Annotated in this window: 11 protein-coding genes; 6 read left to right on the top strand and 5 right to left on the bottom strand. The window is 73.2% G+C overall.

Annotated features, from left to right (window positions below; all coding sequences use genetic code 11):
- Positions 1-76: 76 nt before the first annotated feature.
- Positions 77-856, bottom strand: coding sequence for an aminotransferase class IV (locus tag ACFV1L_RS15095; protein ID WP_380366007.1), 780 nt, complete (start codon positions 854-856; stop codon positions 77-79).
- Between the two features lie 130 nt (positions 857-986).
- Between ACFV1L_RS15095 and ACFV1L_RS15090 the strand changes: the two genes are divergently transcribed.
- Positions 987-1,487, top strand: a complete 501-nt coding sequence (locus ACFV1L_RS15090) for a DinB family protein (RefSeq protein ID WP_380365977.1) — start codon at positions 987-989, stop codon at positions 1,485-1,487.
- A gap of 13 nt (positions 1,488-1,500) precedes the next feature.
- On the opposite strand, the gene ACFV1L_RS15085 is transcribed toward ACFV1L_RS15090, so the two are convergent.
- The 3 genes from ACFV1L_RS15085 to ACFV1L_RS15075 all read right to left on the bottom strand — a co-directional run bounded on the left by ACFV1L_RS15085 (position 1,501) and on the right by ACFV1L_RS15075 (position 7,152).
- Positions 1,501-3,159 carry an FAD-binding dehydrogenase gene (locus tag ACFV1L_RS15085; RefSeq protein WP_380365975.1) on the bottom strand — a complete coding sequence of 553 codons (1,659 nt, stop codon included), beginning with the start codon at positions 3,157-3,159 and terminating at the stop codon, positions 1,501-1,503.
- A gap of 133 nt (positions 3,160-3,292) precedes the next feature.
- Positions 3,293-5,731, bottom strand: a complete 2,439-nt coding sequence (locus ACFV1L_RS15080; RefSeq protein WP_380365974.1) for an endonuclease/exonuclease/phosphatase family protein — start codon at positions 5,729-5,731, stop codon at positions 3,293-3,295.
- A 329-nt stretch (positions 5,732-6,060) separates the two neighbouring features.
- The gene (locus ACFV1L_RS15075) at positions 6,061-7,152 is read right to left on the bottom strand and encodes a HoxN/HupN/NixA family nickel/cobalt transporter (RefSeq protein WP_380365973.1); all 1,092 of its coding nucleotides are present in this window, start codon (positions 7,150-7,152) and stop codon (positions 6,061-6,063) included.
- A gap of 311 nt (positions 7,153-7,463) precedes the next feature.
- Between ACFV1L_RS15075 and ACFV1L_RS15070 the strand changes: the two genes are divergently transcribed.
- The 3 genes from ACFV1L_RS15070 (at position 7,464) to ACFV1L_RS15060 (ending at position 13,507) form a co-directional block, all read left to right on the top strand.
- Entirely contained in the window at positions 7,464-9,776 is a 2,313-nt protein-coding gene (locus ACFV1L_RS15070; protein WP_380365971.1) for a glycosyl hydrolase family 18 protein, read from the top strand.
- Positions 9,777-9,971: 195 nt separating this feature from the next.
- Entirely contained in the window at positions 9,972-11,105 is a 1,134-nt protein-coding gene (locus tag ACFV1L_RS15065) for an alpha/beta hydrolase (RefSeq protein WP_380365970.1), read from the top strand.
- A gap of 95 nt (positions 11,106-11,200) precedes the next feature.
- A complete protein-coding gene (locus tag ACFV1L_RS15060; RefSeq protein ID WP_380365968.1) occupies positions 11,201-13,507 on the top strand; it encodes a glycosyltransferase family 39 protein in 2,307 nt (768 codons plus the stop codon).
- Between the two features lie 90 nt (positions 13,508-13,597).
- Here ACFV1L_RS15060 and ACFV1L_RS15055 read toward each other — a convergent pair whose 3' ends face one another.
- A complete protein-coding gene (locus ACFV1L_RS15055; RefSeq protein ID WP_380365966.1) occupies positions 13,598-14,347 on the bottom strand; it encodes an HNH endonuclease family protein in 750 nt (249 codons plus the stop codon).
- Between the two features lie 172 nt (positions 14,348-14,519).
- Here ACFV1L_RS15055 and ACFV1L_RS15050 point away from each other — a divergent pair, with 172 nt between their 5' ends.
- Both ACFV1L_RS15050 and ACFV1L_RS15045 read left to right on the top strand, forming a co-directional pair.
- The gene (locus ACFV1L_RS15050) at positions 14,520-15,110 is read left to right on the top strand and encodes an NTP transferase domain-containing protein (RefSeq protein WP_380365964.1); all 591 of its coding nucleotides are present in this window, start codon (positions 14,520-14,522) and stop codon (positions 15,108-15,110) included.
- A 163-nt stretch (positions 15,111-15,273) separates the two neighbouring features.
- The gene (locus ACFV1L_RS15045; RefSeq protein ID WP_380365963.1) at positions 15,274-16,101 is read left to right on the top strand and encodes a hypothetical protein; all 828 of its coding nucleotides are present in this window, start codon (positions 15,274-15,276) and stop codon (positions 16,099-16,101) included.
- The last annotated feature ends 85 nt before the right edge of the window (positions 16,102-16,186 follow it).

Genomic DNA, 16,186 nt, shown 5'->3' with positions numbered 1-16,186 from the left:
CGGACGGCCCGATCATGACGCACCGTCAGCCGTTGCCGCTGGTCACCGCCGCTCCCGGCCGCCGCGGGAAGGCCTGTCACAGCCGTTCCCCGGGCACCGCGAGGAACGCCTCCCGCAGCCGCGCCACCCCGGCCGCATCCGCCGCCCGGGCGTCGAACTCCCGGCCGTCCACCGCCGTGACGGTCCGCACGCCGGTGGTCGCGTTGGTCGCGAACACCGCGTCCACCCCAGCCAGTTCCGGGCCCACCCGGTCCTCGCGTCCGCCGCACGCCGCGCGCACCAGGGTCATCGCGGTGCCGGTCAGGTACTCCCCCCGCGGCCACACCAGCTCGCCGCCGCGTAGGAACCCGACGTTCCACGTCGCGCCCTCGGTCAGGCCGCCGTCCCCGTCCACGAACAGCGCGTCGTCGAACCCGGCCTGCTGGGCCAGCCGCCGCTGGCGCAGCACCCCGAACAGCGCCACGCTCTTCACCTGCGGAAGCTCCCGCCGGTGCCGGACCGTCCGCACCCGCAGCGGGCCCGCGGGCCCGGCGCCCGCCGGACGGGCCGTCACCAGCACCCGCGGCTCGGCCGGCCCGCCGATGGTCCCCAGGTCGATCGCCGGATCGAACAGCGTCACCCGGAGCACCGCCGCCCCCCGCGCCGGGGCCAGCCGACGGGCGAACTCCCGTACCCGGTCCCGCTCCGGCCGCACTCCGAACAGCACCTCGCAGTCCTGCTCCAGCCGCGCCAGGTGCAGCCCCAGGCCCCGCACCCGCCCGTCCTCGACCACCATCGTGGTGAAGTGCCCGTAATTGGTCAGCGCCAGGGCCTGCCACTGCCCACCCGTCACCGCCCGCCCGTCCAGCTCCGCCACCACGACTCCTTCGTTCACACCCCCATTCTCCGTGGTCACATCCGCCCCATCCGCACCACCCGCCGCAGCAGCCCCACCCGTCCCGGAAATCGCTTCGCGGGCGGCCCGACGGGGCGGGTAGGTTCGCGGCATGACCGAACCCGAGACCCAGCGCCGCCCCGTCCCCTTCAACGACGGCGGCGAGCTCGACACCGCACTGGCCTTCCTGGCCTTCGCCAGGGAGTGCGTGCTGAAGAAGACCGAGGGGCTGACGGAGGAACAACTGCGCCGCGTCCTGGTCGGCACGGGCACCAACCTGCTCGGGCTGGTCCAGCACCTGACCGCGGCCGAGCGGTACTGGTTCGGCCACCACGTCGCGGGCCGCGAGGAGGACGGCGAGGTCGACTTCGACATGGCGGTGCCGGCCGGGGTGAGCGCCGAACGGGTCCTCGCCGACTACCGCGAGGCCATCGCCGCCGGCGACGCCGTGCTGCGCAGCTCCCCCGACCTGTCCCGCCCGGTCGCCGTCCCGGTCCGCGGCGAACTGCTCTCCGTGCGCTGGGTGGTCGCCCACATGACGAGCGAGACCGCCCGCCACGCCGGCCACGCCGACATCCTCCGCGAACAGATCGACGGCGCCACCGGCCGCTGACGGCCCGTCAGGGCTACGCCGTGGCCTCCGCGGCCGCGCGGCCGGCGGTGCGGCCGGTGAAGAGGCAGCCGCCGAGGAAGGTGCCCTCCAGGGAGCGGTAGCCGTGGATGCCGCCGCCGCCGAAGCCGGCCGCCTCGCCGGCCGCGTAGAGGCCGTCGAGGACGGTGCCGTCGGGGCGCAGGGCGCGGGCCCGGAGGTCGGTGTGCAGGCCGCCGAGGGACTTGCGGGTGAGGATGTGCAGCCGGACGGCTATCAGCGGTCCGGCCGCCGGGTCGAGCAGGCGGTGCGGGGCGGCGGTGCGGATCAGCTTGTCGCCGAGGTAGCGCCGGGCGCCGTGGATCGCGGTGACCTGGAGGTCCTTGCCGAAGGGGTTGGCGATCTCCCGGTCGCGGGCCTCCATCTCGCGGCGCAGCGCCGCCGCGTCGATCGCGGGGGCGCCGTTCTGGCGCTCGTTCATGCCGCGGACGAGTTCCTCGACGGTGGTGGCGACCACGAAGTCGGGGCCGTGCTGCTTGAAGGCTTCGACCGGCCCGGGTGCGCCGGGCAGCGCCCGGCCGAGCACCTGCCGGACCGAACGTCCCGTCAGGTCGGGGTTCTGTTCGGAGCCGGAGAGCGCGAACTCCTTCTCGATGATCTTCTGGGTGAGCACGAACCAGGTGTGCTGGTGCCCGGTGCGCATGATGTGGTCGAGGGTGCCGAGGGTGTCGAAGCCGGGGAACAGCGGGACGGGGAGCCGGGTTCCGGTGGCGTCGAGCCAGAGCGAGGACGGCCCGGGCAGGATGCGGATGCCGTGCCGCGCCCAGATCGGGTTCCAGTTCTCGATGCCCTCGGTGTAGTGCCACATCCGGTCGCCGTTGACGAGTCCGGCCCCGGCGGCCGCGGCGACGTCGAGCATCAGGCCGTCGACGTGCGCGGGGACGCCGGAGAGCATCCGGGCGGGCGGGGCGCCGAGCCGCTCGGGCCAGGCGGCGCGGACCTTCTCGTGGTTGCCGCCGATGCCGCCGGAGGCGACGATCACGGCCTGGGCGCGGAGTTCGAAGTGTCCGGCGACCTCGCGGGAGCTGGGTTCGCCGCGCGGCACGGCGGACGGCGCGAGGATCTCGCCGGTGACGGTGTCCAGCGAACCGGCGGTCGCGGCCAGCCCGGTGACGCGGTGCCGGAAGCGGAGCACGACCCGCCCGGCCCGGACGGCGTCGCGGACCCGGCGGGCGAAGGGTTCGACCAGGCCGGGCCCGGTGCCCCAGGTGATGTGGAACCGCGGCACGGAGTTGCCGGGCCCGGTGGCCAGCAGTCCGCCGCGCTCGGCCCAGCCGACCACCGGGAACAGCCGGACGCCGAGGCCGCGCAGCCAGGCCCGCTTCTCGCCGGACGCGAAGTCGACGTACGCCTCGGCCCAGCGGCGGGCCCACGCGTCCTCCTCGCGGTCGAAGCCGGCGGTGCCGAGCCAGTCCTGCCAGGCGAGTTCGCGGGAGTCCTTGATCCGCATCCGGCGCTGCTCGGGCGAGTCGACCAGGAAGAGCCCGCCGAACGACCAGTGCGCCTGGCCGCCGAGCGAGCCGGCGGGCTCCTGGTCGAGCAGGATCACGCGCCGTCCGGCGTCGGCGAGTTCGGCGGTGGCGGCCAGGCCCGCCAGGCCGGCTCCGATCACGATGACGTCGGCGTCGAGGGCCATCAGCGGTCCTTCCGGGGGGCAGGTTTCGAGCCCCGATCCTGCGGCCAACGGGTCGTCGGGTCAACCCGTCGGTAACAACGGGAGCCCCCGCCCCGCCCGGAGGCGGAACGGGGGCTCGACCGCGCGCCGGGCGTCAGGGCTTGACGCGGACCACCTGCGGGTCGTGGTCGGAGGCCTGCGCGGCGAACTCGCTGTTGATGTGCACCACGTCGTAGCGGACGTGCTGCTGCTTGAACGCGGGGCTGACCAGGATGTGGTCGAGCACCTGCGAGTTGCCCTGGTAGACGTACGAGTAGCGCTCGCTCTCGGGCAGTTCGTTCACCAGGTCGCGGAGCACGCCGTCCTTGGTGAGGGTCTGCAGCGCGGGCGAGAACTGGTAGTCGTTGAAGTCGCCGAGCGAGACGACGCGGGCGCCGGGGTCGGCGGCGAGCAGCTTGGCCACGAAGGCCTGCTCGACGGCGGCCTGCTTGCCGCGCTGCACCTCGGAGCTGCGGGTCGGGGCCTGGAAGCGGCTGTCGATGCCCTGGTCGCCGCCCTTGCTGTTGAAGTGGTTGGCGATCACGAAGACCGGCTTGTTGTGGAAGCTGAACTGGCCGACCAGCGGCTTGCGGCTGGTGTTCCAGGCCTCGTCCTGCGGGGCGATCCGGCCGGGCGAGGCGGTCAGCGAGGTGCGCTTGCCGGTGCCGGTGACGTCGACGGCGGTGGTGGAGTCGCCGCCGGGGATGTCGGTGAAGGACACCCGGTCGGGGTTGAACAGGAAGACCTGGCGGATGTTGCCGCCGGGCTCGCCGCCGTCCTTGCCGTCCACCGGGTCGACGGAGCGCCAGTCGTAGGCGGGGCCGCCGGCGGCCTTGACGGCGTCGATGAAGGTCCGGACGGTGACCGAGGCGTCCACGGTGCCGTCGTTGACGGCGCCGTTGTTGTCCTGGATCTCCTCCAGGGCGACGATGTCGGGCGAGCGCAGGTTGGTGACGACGGCCTGGGCGAGCTCGGCGAACTTGGCCGGGCCGTCGCTCGGGTCGAGGTTCTCCACGTTGTAGGTGGCGATGGAGAGTTCGCTGGGCAGCGCCCGGTCGGCGACCTCGCGCTGCAGGCCGTTGTCCTTGACGGCGCCGACGGTGTTCGCGGCGATGGTGTAGCCGCCGAACTGGTTGTAGTCGAGCGGGCCGGCGGTGGAACCGGTCAGCTCGTCGCCGACGTTGGCGACCGGGAACGGCTGCTGGGTCAGCGGCGGCAGCGACTGGATCATGATCCGGCCGGTGTTCGGCTGGTCGTAGCCGAGGTAGACGACGCCGCCGCGCCCGGTCCGCGGGTCGGCCGAACGGGCGTCCACCCACAGCTCGTTGTACTTGTCGGTGGCCTGCACCACGGGCACGTCGCGGACCTCGACGTTCATGCCCTCCAGCGACTCGTACAGGTCGAGGGCGTACGCGGACGGGTTCAGCGGCAGGTTGTCGATCGAGCCGCCGCCGTTGTCCGGCGCGTAGGCGGCCGGGATGGTGGCGGCGTCCAGCACCACGGCGGCGGGGACGGCGTTGCCGGAGGACAGCACGGTGGTCTTCGGGCCGGTCAGCTCGGTGACCGACTGGGAGCCGCCCGCACTGTTCGGGTAGTACTCGCTGACCTTGGCGGTGACCAGCACCGAGTCGCCGACCTTGACGGTCGGGGCGGCGGAGCCGGTGTAGACGAACACGGCCTCGCTGGTGGCCGGGTCGGCGTCCGCGTCGGGGTCCTGGATCCAGAAGCCCTTGGTGCCGTAGCCGCGCACGCCGGTGACGATGCCGGGCACGTTGGTGACGGTCTTGGTGTTCAGCGGGGAGATCCGGGTGGTGCCCTGGATGTCGTGGATGCGCACGGTGCCGGGGACGGGCGGGGTGGTGCCGCCGTCGCCGCCGCCGGGGGTGCCGGTGCCGGCGCCCTTGGAGTTGACCGGGGTCGGGTCGCCGGCGGTGAAGTCCTTGGCGTTGTCGTCGGTGTCGGCGAGCGACGAACCGCGCGCCACCGAGGCGGCGTTGGACGCGCCGGCGGCCGGGCCGCCGCCCTCGCGGACCACGGCGGAGCCGAAGCCGATCAGGTCGACGATCCGCGGGTCGGCGGCGCAGTCGGCGGCGGTCTTGCAGCTCAGCGCGGCGGTGCCGTTGACCAGCGCGACGGTGCCGGAGGTGGCGGACAGCGCGAGGCTGCCGCTGGCGTCGGCGGCCGGGAGGTCCGCGGTGCCGCCGGCGCCCGGGGCCTCGGCGATCAGGTAGCGCCCGCCGGCCGGGATCGAGCCGTTCAGCGGGGTGACGCCCCACTGGGTGGAGGCGCCGGGGCTGCCGGGCAGGTACTGCACGCTGTAGCCGGAGAGGCCGAACGCGGCGCCGGTCGGGTTGCCGAGCTCGATGAAGTCGTTCTTCAGCGTGGCACCGGAGTTGCCGCCGCCGCCGTACACCTCGGCGATCACCGCGCCGGTGGACGGCGCGGCGAACGCGCCCGGCAGCGGGACGAGGACCAGGGACGCGGCGACCGCGGCGGGCGCGGTGACGCGCAGCAGGGTGCGGCGGGAGCGGCGGGCGGGGGTGGGGCTGGGCACCGTTGCGGGGCTCCTTCGTGGCAGGACCATGGCCCGGTCGCCGTCGTGCGGCGCCGGGTGGCGTTGAGGGTTCGTCAGAAGGCTGGCTGCCAGGGCCGCTCCGGTCCGCCGGACGGGCCCTGGATGGCTACTCGCGTAGATCCAGCCAGAAAGATACGCGCGTAGAGAATGACCCGACAAGGGCCTTGACATGAACTTCTGGCCATCGGGCCGGAACGTCCCGCCGCCGACCCGGTGCGAACCGGCCACCGTTCCGCCTCCGGGGCCCCGCCCGGAAACGCGGGAAGGGGCACCCGGCGGGTGCCCCTTCGGTGCTGACGCGGCGTCGGTCAGGCCTGTTCGCGCAGGCCCGCGGACCACTTCTGCTCGACCTTGCCGAACTTCCAGAACGCCATCGCCCCGGCCCAGGTGACCACGAACAGGCCGACGATCAGGTAGCCGACCAGGTTGAGGTCGAGCGAGCCGATCCAGCCGATCGGGCCGGAGGTGATGTCCAGCTTCTCGGCCAGCAGGCCGACCAGCTCGATCACGCCGATCACCAGCGCCACCAGCACCGACAGGCCGGTGACGGTCAGGTTGTAGTAGATCTTGCGGACCGGCTTGGAGAACGCCCACTCGTAGGCGAAGTTCATGAACGAGCCGTCGATGGTGTCCAGCAGGCTCATGCCGGCCGCGAACAGGATCGGCAGCACCAGCAGGGCGTACCAGGGCAGCGAGAACGCGGCCGCGCCACCGGCCAGCACCAGCAGCGACACCTCCGTGGCGGTGTCGAAGCCGAGGCCGAACAGCAGGCCCACCGGGTACATGTGCCACGGCTTGGTGACCGCCCGGGTGACCCGGCCGAGGATCCGGTTCAGGAAGCCGCGCCTGTCCAACTGCCGCTCCAGCTCGGCCTCGTCGAAGTCGCCCTGGCGCATCCGCCGGAACACCTTCAGGATGCCGTTGAACGCGCCGAGGTTGATCAGGCCGATCAGCACCAGGAAGGTGCCGGAGACCGAGACGCCGATCAGGCCGGTCGCCTTGTGCAGCGTCGAGTCGTCGGACTCCACCTGCCCGGCCAGCGAGCGGATGCCGAACGCCAGCAGGGCGCACAGGCCGAAGACGATCGACGAGTGGCCGAGCGAGAACCAGAAGCCCACCGAGAGCGGGCGCTTGCCCTGGCCCATCAGCTTGCGGGTGGTGTTGTCGATGGCGGCGATGTGGTCGGCGTCGAAGGCGTGCCGCATGCCGAGCGTGTACGCCGTCAGGCCCATGCCGGCGCCGAACACCTGGCCGCCGACGTCGTAGTGCTGGGGGGCGATGACCGCGAGCAGGGTGAACCAGCCGACCACGTGCAGGGCGAGGACGAACGCGGCCATTCCGGCCAGCCGGATCCACTCCTCGCGGGTGAGCCGGTCGCGCAGGCGGCTGGGCGCTGGCATGGGAGGTCCTTCCGAGAGGGTCGTGAGCCGGATCATCCTTCCGTTGATACGGCTGCAATTGCAAGTCATGTGCAACTGAGAACGCGGGGCGCGTGCATCCGGAAGTGGCTTTTCCGCCGACCCTCGCCGGACTCCGACCCAACCCGGTCGTTCGGAAAGCTTCCTGACGGTTCGTGGGCCGAAATCCTTGACCCGGAGGATTGGTCCAGTCCAATCTAGGTGACGCGCTCACCCCAAGCGCGCAGGCTCCCACCTGGGCCCGTCGGGCCGCCGCACCTACCGGACAACCCCACTACTCCGGAGGTTCCTCCATGCTTGAACGGGCCACGCCCGCCCCCGGGTCGCCGCGCCGGGCCCCCTCCCGGCGGCGCGCCGGCGCCCTCGTGGTGGCCGCCGCCATGACGGTCGGCTCCACCGCGCTCGCGCTCTCGCTCGGCAGCGCCTCGGCGGCCACCGTCAACCTGCTCGCCAACGGCGACTTCGAGGCCGGCTCGCTGACCGGCTGGACCTGCACCAACGGCTCGGTGGTGAGCACCCCCGTGCACGGCGGGTCCTACGCGCTGAACGGCAACGCCACCGCCGCCGACACCGGCCAGTGCCAGCAGACCGTGGCCGTCCAGCCGAACACCAAGTACACGCTCTCCGGCTTCCTCAAGGGCAGCTACGTGTACCTGGGCGCCACCGGCACCGGCGTCAACGCCTCCACCTGGACGCCCGGCGCCGCCAACTGGACCCAGCTGAGCACCACCTTCACCACCGGCGCGAGCACCACCTCGGTGACGGTCTTCACCCACGGCTGGTACGGCACCGGCGCCTACCAGGCGGACGACCTCAGCCTGACCGGCCCGGACACCGGCGGCTCCCCGAGCCCGTCGACCTCCGCCAGCGCCTCGGCGAGCACCAGCGCCTCGGCGTCGGCCAGCCCCTCGCGGAGCGCCTCCCCCAGCGCGTCCGCCTCCTCCTCGCCCTCGCCGTCCGCGAGTTCCAGCTCCGGCACCGGCAACGGCCCCGGCGGCGACGGCAAGATCACCGTCCCGGGCGGCGTGACCGTCACCCGCACCACCGCCAACGCCGTGGTGCTGAAGTGGAACGCCTCGACCGACTCCACCGACAACTACGTGGGCTACAAGGTCTGGTCGAAGGGCCAGCTGGTCGGCACCTCGATGGGCACCTCGGTGGCGATCTCCTCGCTCCTGCCGAACACCTCGTACACCTTCACCGTGCAGGCGTACGACAAGGCCGGCCACGCCTCCCAGCAGTCCGCCGCGGTGACCACCTCCACCACCGCCGCGCCGGCCGCCAAGCCGCTCAAGTCCGCCTACTTCGACCAGTGGTCGGTGTACGACGCCGCCTACTACCCGAAGAACGTCGACACCTCGGGCGCGGCCGCCAAGCTCGACGTCATCTCCTACGCGTTCGAGAACATCCACCCGACCAACCTCAACTGCTTCGAGGCGGTCAAGGCCTCCGACGCCAGCCACGAGGACAACCCGAACGCGGGCGACGGCGCGGCCGACGCGTACGCCGACTACCAGATGGACTACAGCGGCGCGATCTCCGTCGACGGCTCCGCCGACGACTGGCAGCAGCCGCTGAAGGGCAACTTCAACCAGCTGCGCCAGCTCAAGGCGAAGAACCCGAACCTGCGGGTCACCCTGTCGCTCGGCGGCTGGACCTACTCCAAGTACTTCTCCGACGCGGCGGCCACCGACGCCTCGCGCAAGAAGCTGGTCTCCTCCTGCATCGACATGTTCCTCAAGGGCAACCTGCCGACCGGTGTCGCCGGTGACGCCTCCGGCGGCGCCGCCGCCGGCGCGGGCATCTTCGACGGCATCGACATCGACTGGGAGTACCCGGGCTCGGCCGGCGGCCACACCGGCAACCACTACTCCGCCGCCGACAAGCAGAACTTCACCGCGCTGCTCGCCGAGTTCCGCAGCCAGCTGGACGGCTACGGCGCGAGCGTCGGCAAGAAGTTCCTGCTGACCGCGGCGCTGCCGTCCGGCCAGGACAAGATCCAGTACATCGAGACCGACAAGATCGGCGCGTACCTGGACTACGCCGACATCATGACCTACGACATGCACGGCTCGTGGGACGCCACCGGTCCGACCAACCTCCAGGACCCGCTGCACGACAGCCCCGCCGACCCCACCACGCCGATCACCCCCGGCACCGCCAAGTACAACGTGGACACCACGCTGGCGGCCTACACCACCGGCCTGCCCGAGTACGGCATCGCCGGCGGCTTCCCCACCAGCAAGATCATCCTCGGCATCCCGTTCTACTTCCGCGGCTGGACGGGCGTCCAGGCCGGCAGCAACTACGGCCTCTACCAGAAGGCCACCGGCGCCACTCCGGCCAAGCCCGGCAGCCAGGAGGCCGGCCTCGCCAGCTGGCGCGAGCTGACCCTCACCGCCCAGAACACCCACTGGGACCCGATCACCGAGTCCACCTGGGTCTACGACGGCACCAACTTCTGGACCGGTGACGACCCGAGGGCCATCCAGGCCCGCGCGGCCTACGCCAAGTCCAAGGGCCTCGGCGGCATGTTCGCCTTCGCCCTGGAGAACGACGACGACTCCGCCACCCTGCTGAACACCATCTCCAGCAGCCTGGGCTGACCCCTCGTCATATCCTGAAACGGACGGCCCGCCGCATCTTCCCCATGGGTGCGGCGGGCCGTCACCACGTCCGGCCCCGCCCGACGGGTCCTGGCGAGCGGGGAGTTGGTGCGCCCTTGGGCCGGGCTTGGCGAACCCGGGAGGGTGCTGGGAGGCGGCTGTGAGGTCGATGAATCCGTACCTTACGATCATCGGGTGCCGAGCCTGACCGGAGTCCCGATCCAGATCATCGCCAGCGTGCTGGCCGTCGCCGCCTTCGCGGCCACCATGTGGCTGTGGCCCCGGCTGGGCGGACGGAGCTGGCGGGCCTGGCTCGGCCGGCTGGGGGCGTTCTTCGGGACGCAGATCGCGGTGCTGGTCGCCATGGGCCTGGTCGCCAACTCGTACTTCGGCTTCTACTCGACCTGGAGCGACCTGCTCGGCCTGGACGGCAGCCCGGGCACGGTGGTCGACCACCAGCCGGGCGGCAAGGCCGTCTCGGTGACCGGCGAGCAGAAGATGTACTCCTCGCAGGGCTCCGCGCAGGACCGCTCCGGCATGATCCAGAAGGTGGAGATCCACGGCGAGCGGTCCGGACTGACCGGCACCCCCGCGTACGTGTACCTGCCGCCGCAGTACTTCCAGCCGGCCTACGCGGGCACCCGGTTCCCGATGCTGCTGGCGCTGTCCGGCTACCCCGGGACGCCGGAGAAGCTGATCTCACTGCTCCAGTACCCGGCGTCGACGCTGAACGCGATCGAGGCCAGGCAACTGCCGCCGACGGTCCTGGTGATGATGCGCCCCACCCTGGTCGGCAACCGCGACACCGAGTGCATGGACGTGCCCGGCGGGCCGCAGGTGGAGACCTTCTTCACCGAGGACCTGCCGAAGGCGATGTCCGCCAGCTACCGGGTCGAGGACCGGCCCGACGCGCGGGCGGTGATCGGCGACTCCACCGGCGGCTACTGCGCCGTCAAGTTCGCGGTGCGCAAGCCCGACTCGTACCGGTCGGCGATCGCGCTGTCCGGCTACTACGAGGTCCACAACGACCCGACCACCGGCGACCTGTTCGGCGGCAGCGCCGAGGTCAAGCAGGACAACGACCTGCTGTGGCGGCTCCGGAACAAGCCCGCCCCGCCGGTCTCGCTGCTGCTGGCCACCAGCAACAACGAGGAGAACTACCCCGCCACCCAGCAGATGGTCGCCGCGTTCAAGGAGCCGACCAGGCTGTCCACCATCACCCTGGAGAGCGGCGGCCACAACTTCCACACCTGGACCCGGGAGATCCCCCCGGCGCTGACCTGGCTCGGCGGCCGGCTCGCCCAGCCGCAGCCGGCCCCCGCCGGCTGACGCGGCGTCAGCCGTGCGGGTGACGGCGCGGAGAACACAGCCCGCTCACACTCCGGTCTCATCGTGCTCTCAGGGTCGCCGATCAGCGTGTCCCCATGACCACGTCCAGTTCCGTTCCTCCGACCAGCGAGCCGTGGCCCGACGCCGCGAAATACCCGCCGCCGGCGGTCCCGGCCGACGCCTCCGCGTCCGGCCCGACCGACCGGCCCGCGCCGCCGCCCGCCGGGGCCGGGCGCGAGCGGCCCGCTGAGACGCTGTTCCCGCCCGTCGCGCTGCCGCCCGTCGGCCCCGAGGGCACGGCCGGCCGGCCGCGTACCCTGCCCGGCCGCACCTGGCGCGGGCGCGCGGACGACCCGCGCTGGGTCCGGCCGGCGTTCCTCGGCCTGCTGCTGGCCACCGCCGTCCTCTACTTCTGGAACCTGACCGCCTCCGGCTGGGCCAACGCCTTCTACTCGGCGGCCGTGCAGGCGGGCAGCGTCAGCTGGAAGGCGATGTTCTTCGGGTCCTCGGACGCGGCGAACTTCATCACCGTCGACAAGCCGCCGCTCTCGCTGTGGCCGATGGCGGTCTCCGCCCGGATCTTCGGCCTGAGCTCGTTCAGCGTGCTCGCCCCGCAGGTGCTGATGGGCGTCGGCACGGTCGCCGCCGTGTACGCCACGGTGCGCCGCCGGTTCTCCGCGCTCGGCGGCCTGGTCGCGGGCGCGGCGCTCGCGCTGACCCCGGTGGCGGCGCTGATGTTCCGCTTCAACAACCCGGACGCGCTGCTGGTGCTGCTGCTCACGCTCGCCGCGTACGGCACCGTCCGGGCCACCGAGACGGCCTCCACCCGCTGGCTGGTGTTCGTCGGCGTGATGTTCGGCCTGGCGTTCCTCACCAAGACCCTGCAGGCGTTCCTCGTGCTGCCCGCCTTCGCCCTGGTGTACCTGTTCACCGCGCCCGCCGGCTGGGGCCGCCGCTGGCTCCAACTGCTGTACGGCGCCCTGGCGATGGTGGTCTCCGGCGGCTGGTGGGTGGCGGTCGTCGAGCTGATGCCGGCCTCCGCCCGGCCGTACATCGGCGGCTCGCAGGACAACTCCTTCCTCTCGCTGACCTTCGGCTACAACGGCTTCGGCCGGATCACCGGCAACGAGACCGGCAGCGTCGGCGGCGGCCGGCCGGGCGGCGGGGGCAACCCGATGAACGGGGGCGGCGGCTGGGGCTCCACCGGCCTGACCCGGCTGTTCGACGGCGACGTCGGCGGGCAGATCTCCTGGCTGATGCCCGCCGCGCTGATCCTGCTGGTGTTCGGCCTCTGGGCGACCCGCCGCCACCCCCGCACCGACTCGGCCCGGATCGCCTTCCTGGTCTGGGGCGGCTGGCTGGTGTGCACCGCGCTGACCTTCAGCTTCATGTCGGGCATCTTCCACCAGTACTACACGGTGGCCCTGGCCCCGGCCGTCGCCGCCCTGGTCGGCATGGGCGCGGACGGCCTGTGGAGGGCCCGTCACCGGCTGCCGTACGCGGCGGTGCTCGCCGTGACGGTCGCCGTCACCGCCTGGTGGGCGTACCGACTCCTGGACCGCAGCGCCGAGTTCGTGCCCTGGCTGCGCTGGGCGGTGCTGGTCGGCGGACTGCTCGCCGCCGTCGCGCTGCTCGCCGCGGGCCGGCTCACCGGACCGACCGGCGGCCGGGTCGCCGCCGTAGCGGGCCTCACCGCGCTGGCGGCGGGCCTGGCCGGACCGGCCGCGTACGCCGTCGACACCGTCTCCACCGGTCACCACGGCTCCATCGTCACCGCCGGACCGCAGGTGCGGGGCGGCGGCTTCGGGCCCGGCGGCGGCCGCGGCGGACCGGTGCGCGGCGCGTTCCCGGGCTTCCCCGGCGGGCAGGACGCACCGAACGGCGCCGGGGGCCTCCCCGGCTTCCCGGGCGGGGCGTTCCCGGGCGGGGGCCTTCCGGGCGGCCGGACGGGCGGTCAGCACGGCGGCGCGGCCGGCGCGTTGCCGGGCTTCCCGGGCGGCGGCCCCGGCGAGGGCCGCGGCGGCATGGGCGGCCTCCTGGAGGGCGCGAAGGTCCCGGCCGAGGTGGCGGAGCTGCTGAAGCAGGACGCCGGCGCGTACACCTGGGTGGCCGCGGCGGTCGGCTCGCAGAACCAGGCCGGCTACCAACTCGCCAGCGGCGAACCGGTGATGGCGCTGGGCGGCTTCAACGGCAGCGACCCCTCGCTCTCGCCGGACGGCTTCAAGAAGCTGGTCGCCGAGGGCAAGGTGCACTGGTTCATCGGCGGCGGCGGCATGGGCGGCGGGATGGGCGGCTCCAGCTACTCGTCCGAGATCGCCTCCTGGGTGGAGTCCACCTACACCGCGCGGACGGTGGGCGGCACCACCATGTACGACCTGACGGCGGCCCCGAAGGGCGGCTGACCGCCGCCCCCGCGACCGGGGCCGTCCGGCTCCCCCCGGGGAGACCGGACGGCCCCGGGTCCGGTCACGGACGCGGCGCCCGACGCGCCGTCAGCCGCCGCACAGCGACAGCATGGTCTTCTTGTCGGCGGGCGTCACCGGCAGCTGGTACTTCAGCGAGACCTGCGCCCACCGGATCGCGTAGGAGCAGTGCACCTCGGCGTTGGCGGGCAGCCAGGCGGACGGTCCGGAGTCGCCCTTGGAGGCGTTCTGCGAGCCGTCCGCCGGGATCAGGTTCAGCGGGTCGTTGGCGATCTGCACCCGCTTGGCCTTGTCCCACTGCGAGGCGCCCTGCTGCCAGTCGTAGGACAGCGGCATCACGTGGTCGATCTGGATCTTCGACGCCTGCTGCTTGGTCCAGTCCACGGTCTTGCCGGTGTACGGGTCCCAGATCGTCATGCCGGTGACCACGCAGGTGGAGCCGTCCTTGTGCTCGACCTTCTGTCCGTCGCGGGCCAGCACGTCGTCCCGGGTGGCGCAGCTGTTGTGGCCCATCGGGATGCCGTCCACGTTGTCCGTCCAGGCCGGGCCGAACTGGTCGCGGTCGTAGCCGGTCTTCGGGCCGGCGTCGGCGGTCTTCACCTTGGCGATCAGGTCGCGGCCGGCCTTGCGGTCCGCCTCGCCGGTGACGGGCGCCAGGCCGGGCTTGGTGCCGTCGGGGTTCTGCAGGGGGCTGACGCCGCGGTTGGCCGACTGGGGCTTGGCGTGGTCGCCCGAGGTCTTGTCGGCGCCGGTGCACCCGGCGAGGGCGAGCGATCCGAGCAACAGGGCGGCGACTACGGCGGTACGGCGGGATCGCACGGCATTCCTCTGCGGGTGGGCGACGTCTGACGGCGCACCAGGAGACCAGCCGGTCGGAGGCCGGTCAAGGCGACCACGCCGCAGCATGACACACCTCACAATCCGGGCAAACCCCAGCCGGTACGAACCGTCCGCCGGACCCGGTCGCCGGCGCGCGGGGCAGACTGACGGCATGACAGAACTGCGGGTGCCGGCCCTGGTGCTGGCCGCGGGCGGCGGGTCCAGGCTGGGCGGGCGGCCGAAGGCGCTGCTGCCGTACCGGGGGCGGCCGCTGCTGGAGCACGCGCTGGCGGTGGCCCGGGACGGCGGGTGCGACGGGGCGGTGGCGGTGCTCGGCGCGGCGGCGGCGGAGGTCCGGGAACGCGCCGACACCGGCGACTGCGTGCTGGTCGACAACCCCGACTGGCGGACGGGCCTGTCCTCTTCGCTGCGGGCGGGCCTGGCGGCGCTGCCGGCGGGGGCGAGCGCCGTGCTGGTGCTGCTGGTGGACACCCCCGGCGTGACGGCGGAGGCGGTGCGCAGACTGCTCGCCGCGCACGCCGGGCGCACGGATCTGGCGGCGTGCGCCTATGCCGGCCGCCGGGCGCACCCGGTGCTGATCGGCGCGGCGCACCTCCCGGAGCTGCTGGCCACCGCCACCGGCGACGCGGGCGCCCGGGCCCTGCTGGCGAAGCACCCGGTCACCCTGGTCGACTGCACCGGCGCGGCCGTCCCGGACGATCTGGACACCCCGGCGGACCTGGCGCGCTGGGGCATCGACTGACGCCCCGTCAGCCCGGGGGCGCTCCCCGGCGCACGGCGCCGCCCGCACCTTTCCCCCACCTGAACTGCGGTGGAGGATTGCCTCATTCCGCACCGGGCCGGGGTCCGATCGGCGAGGATGGAGGCACTGCTGCCAGCCCGACCGGAACGGACGGTGACCGCTCATGCCGCTGCCCGAGGACGCCGCCGACCCGGCCCCCTTCCCGCCCGGTTCGCCTTCGGGGGCCAGCGATCTGCGCTGCCCGGCGTGCCGGCGCGAGCACCGCTACGAGCCGCCGAGCCTGCCCTGCCCGTGCGGGGCGCAGCTGCGCGTGCCGCTGCTGCGCGGCGGGGTGCCGGTGCAGGTGCGGTTCCGCTCCTGGGAGGACTCCTGGGTGAGCATGCGCTGCCCGCACTGCGGGCGCAGCGACCAGTGGCCGCAGCCGGAGTTCACCTGCGACTGCGGGGCGACGGTGCGGATGCCGGTGGACCGCGCGCCGAAGCTGCAGAGCGCGGGCCCGCGGGCGGCCCACCGGGCGGAGGCGGCCCGGCCGTACACCACGGCGGTGCCGCCGCTCGTCCCGCCCGAGCCGTCGGCGGGGCCCGGCCCCGCCCGGGCGGCGCGTCCGCCGTTCCGGCCGCAGCCGGTGCGCACCCCGCAGGACGCGGTGCTGACGGCGGCCCGCTACCTGCAGTGGCTGGGGTTCGACGACCTGGAGCTGACGGCCGGTCAGGAGCGCGACTCGACCACCCTGCTGGGCGGCCGGATGGTGGCCCGGGTGGACACCTGGACCGAGCCGGCCGACGTGAAGGCGGTCGAGTGCCTGTGGCTGGAGACGCTGCACAGCGAGCAGGTCGCGGCCGCGATGTTCACCGTCTCGGGGTTCTCCCGGCAGGCCACGATCCGCGGCGAACAGCTGCTGGTGGCGCTGTTCACGCTGGACTCGGCGGGCATCCCGCAGCCCTCGAACGGCGCCGCGGAGGCGCTGATGGAGACCGGCTGGACGTCCTGACGCTCCGTCACCGAGAGGTCACCCGGAGGCCGGGGTTCCGGATTTCCTCGCGCTCGTGATCTGGTGCACAAGCTCCTGCGCGTGT

It is taken from the genome of Kitasatospora sp. NPDC059646, from assembly GCF_042734615.1.
In the GTDB taxonomy this organism is placed as follows: Bacteria; Actinomycetota; Actinomycetes; order Streptomycetales; family Streptomycetaceae; genus Kitasatospora.
This window is presented reverse-complemented; position numbering and strand designations above follow the sequence as displayed.

Bases quoted from the DNA above. Each gene is read 5' to 3' on its own strand.
- ACFV1L_RS15090 (WP_380365977.1), top strand. From the start codon at position 987: ATGACCGAACCCGAGACCCAGCGCCGCCCCGTCCCCTTCAACGACGGC.
- ACFV1L_RS15085 (WP_380365975.1), bottom strand. From the start codon at position 3,159: ATGGCCCTCGACGCCGACGTCATCGTGATCGGAGCCGGCCTGGCGGGC.
- ACFV1L_RS15075 (WP_380365973.1), bottom strand. From the start codon at position 7,152: ATGCCAGCGCCCAGCCGCCTGCGCGACCGGCTCACCCGCGAGGAGTGG.
- ACFV1L_RS15070 (WP_380365971.1), top strand. From the start codon at position 7,464: ATGCTTGAACGGGCCACGCCCGCCCCCGGGTCGCCGCGCCGGGCCCCC.
- ACFV1L_RS15060 (WP_380365968.1), top strand. From the start codon at position 11,201: ATGACCACGTCCAGTTCCGTTCCTCCGACCAGCGAGCCGTGGCCCGAC.
- ACFV1L_RS15050 (WP_380365964.1), top strand. From the start codon at position 14,520: ATGACAGAACTGCGGGTGCCGGCCCTGGTGCTGGCCGCGGGCGGCGGG.
- ACFV1L_RS15045 (WP_380365963.1), top strand. From the start codon at position 15,274: ATGCCGCTGCCCGAGGACGCCGCCGACCCGGCCCCCTTCCCGCCCGGT.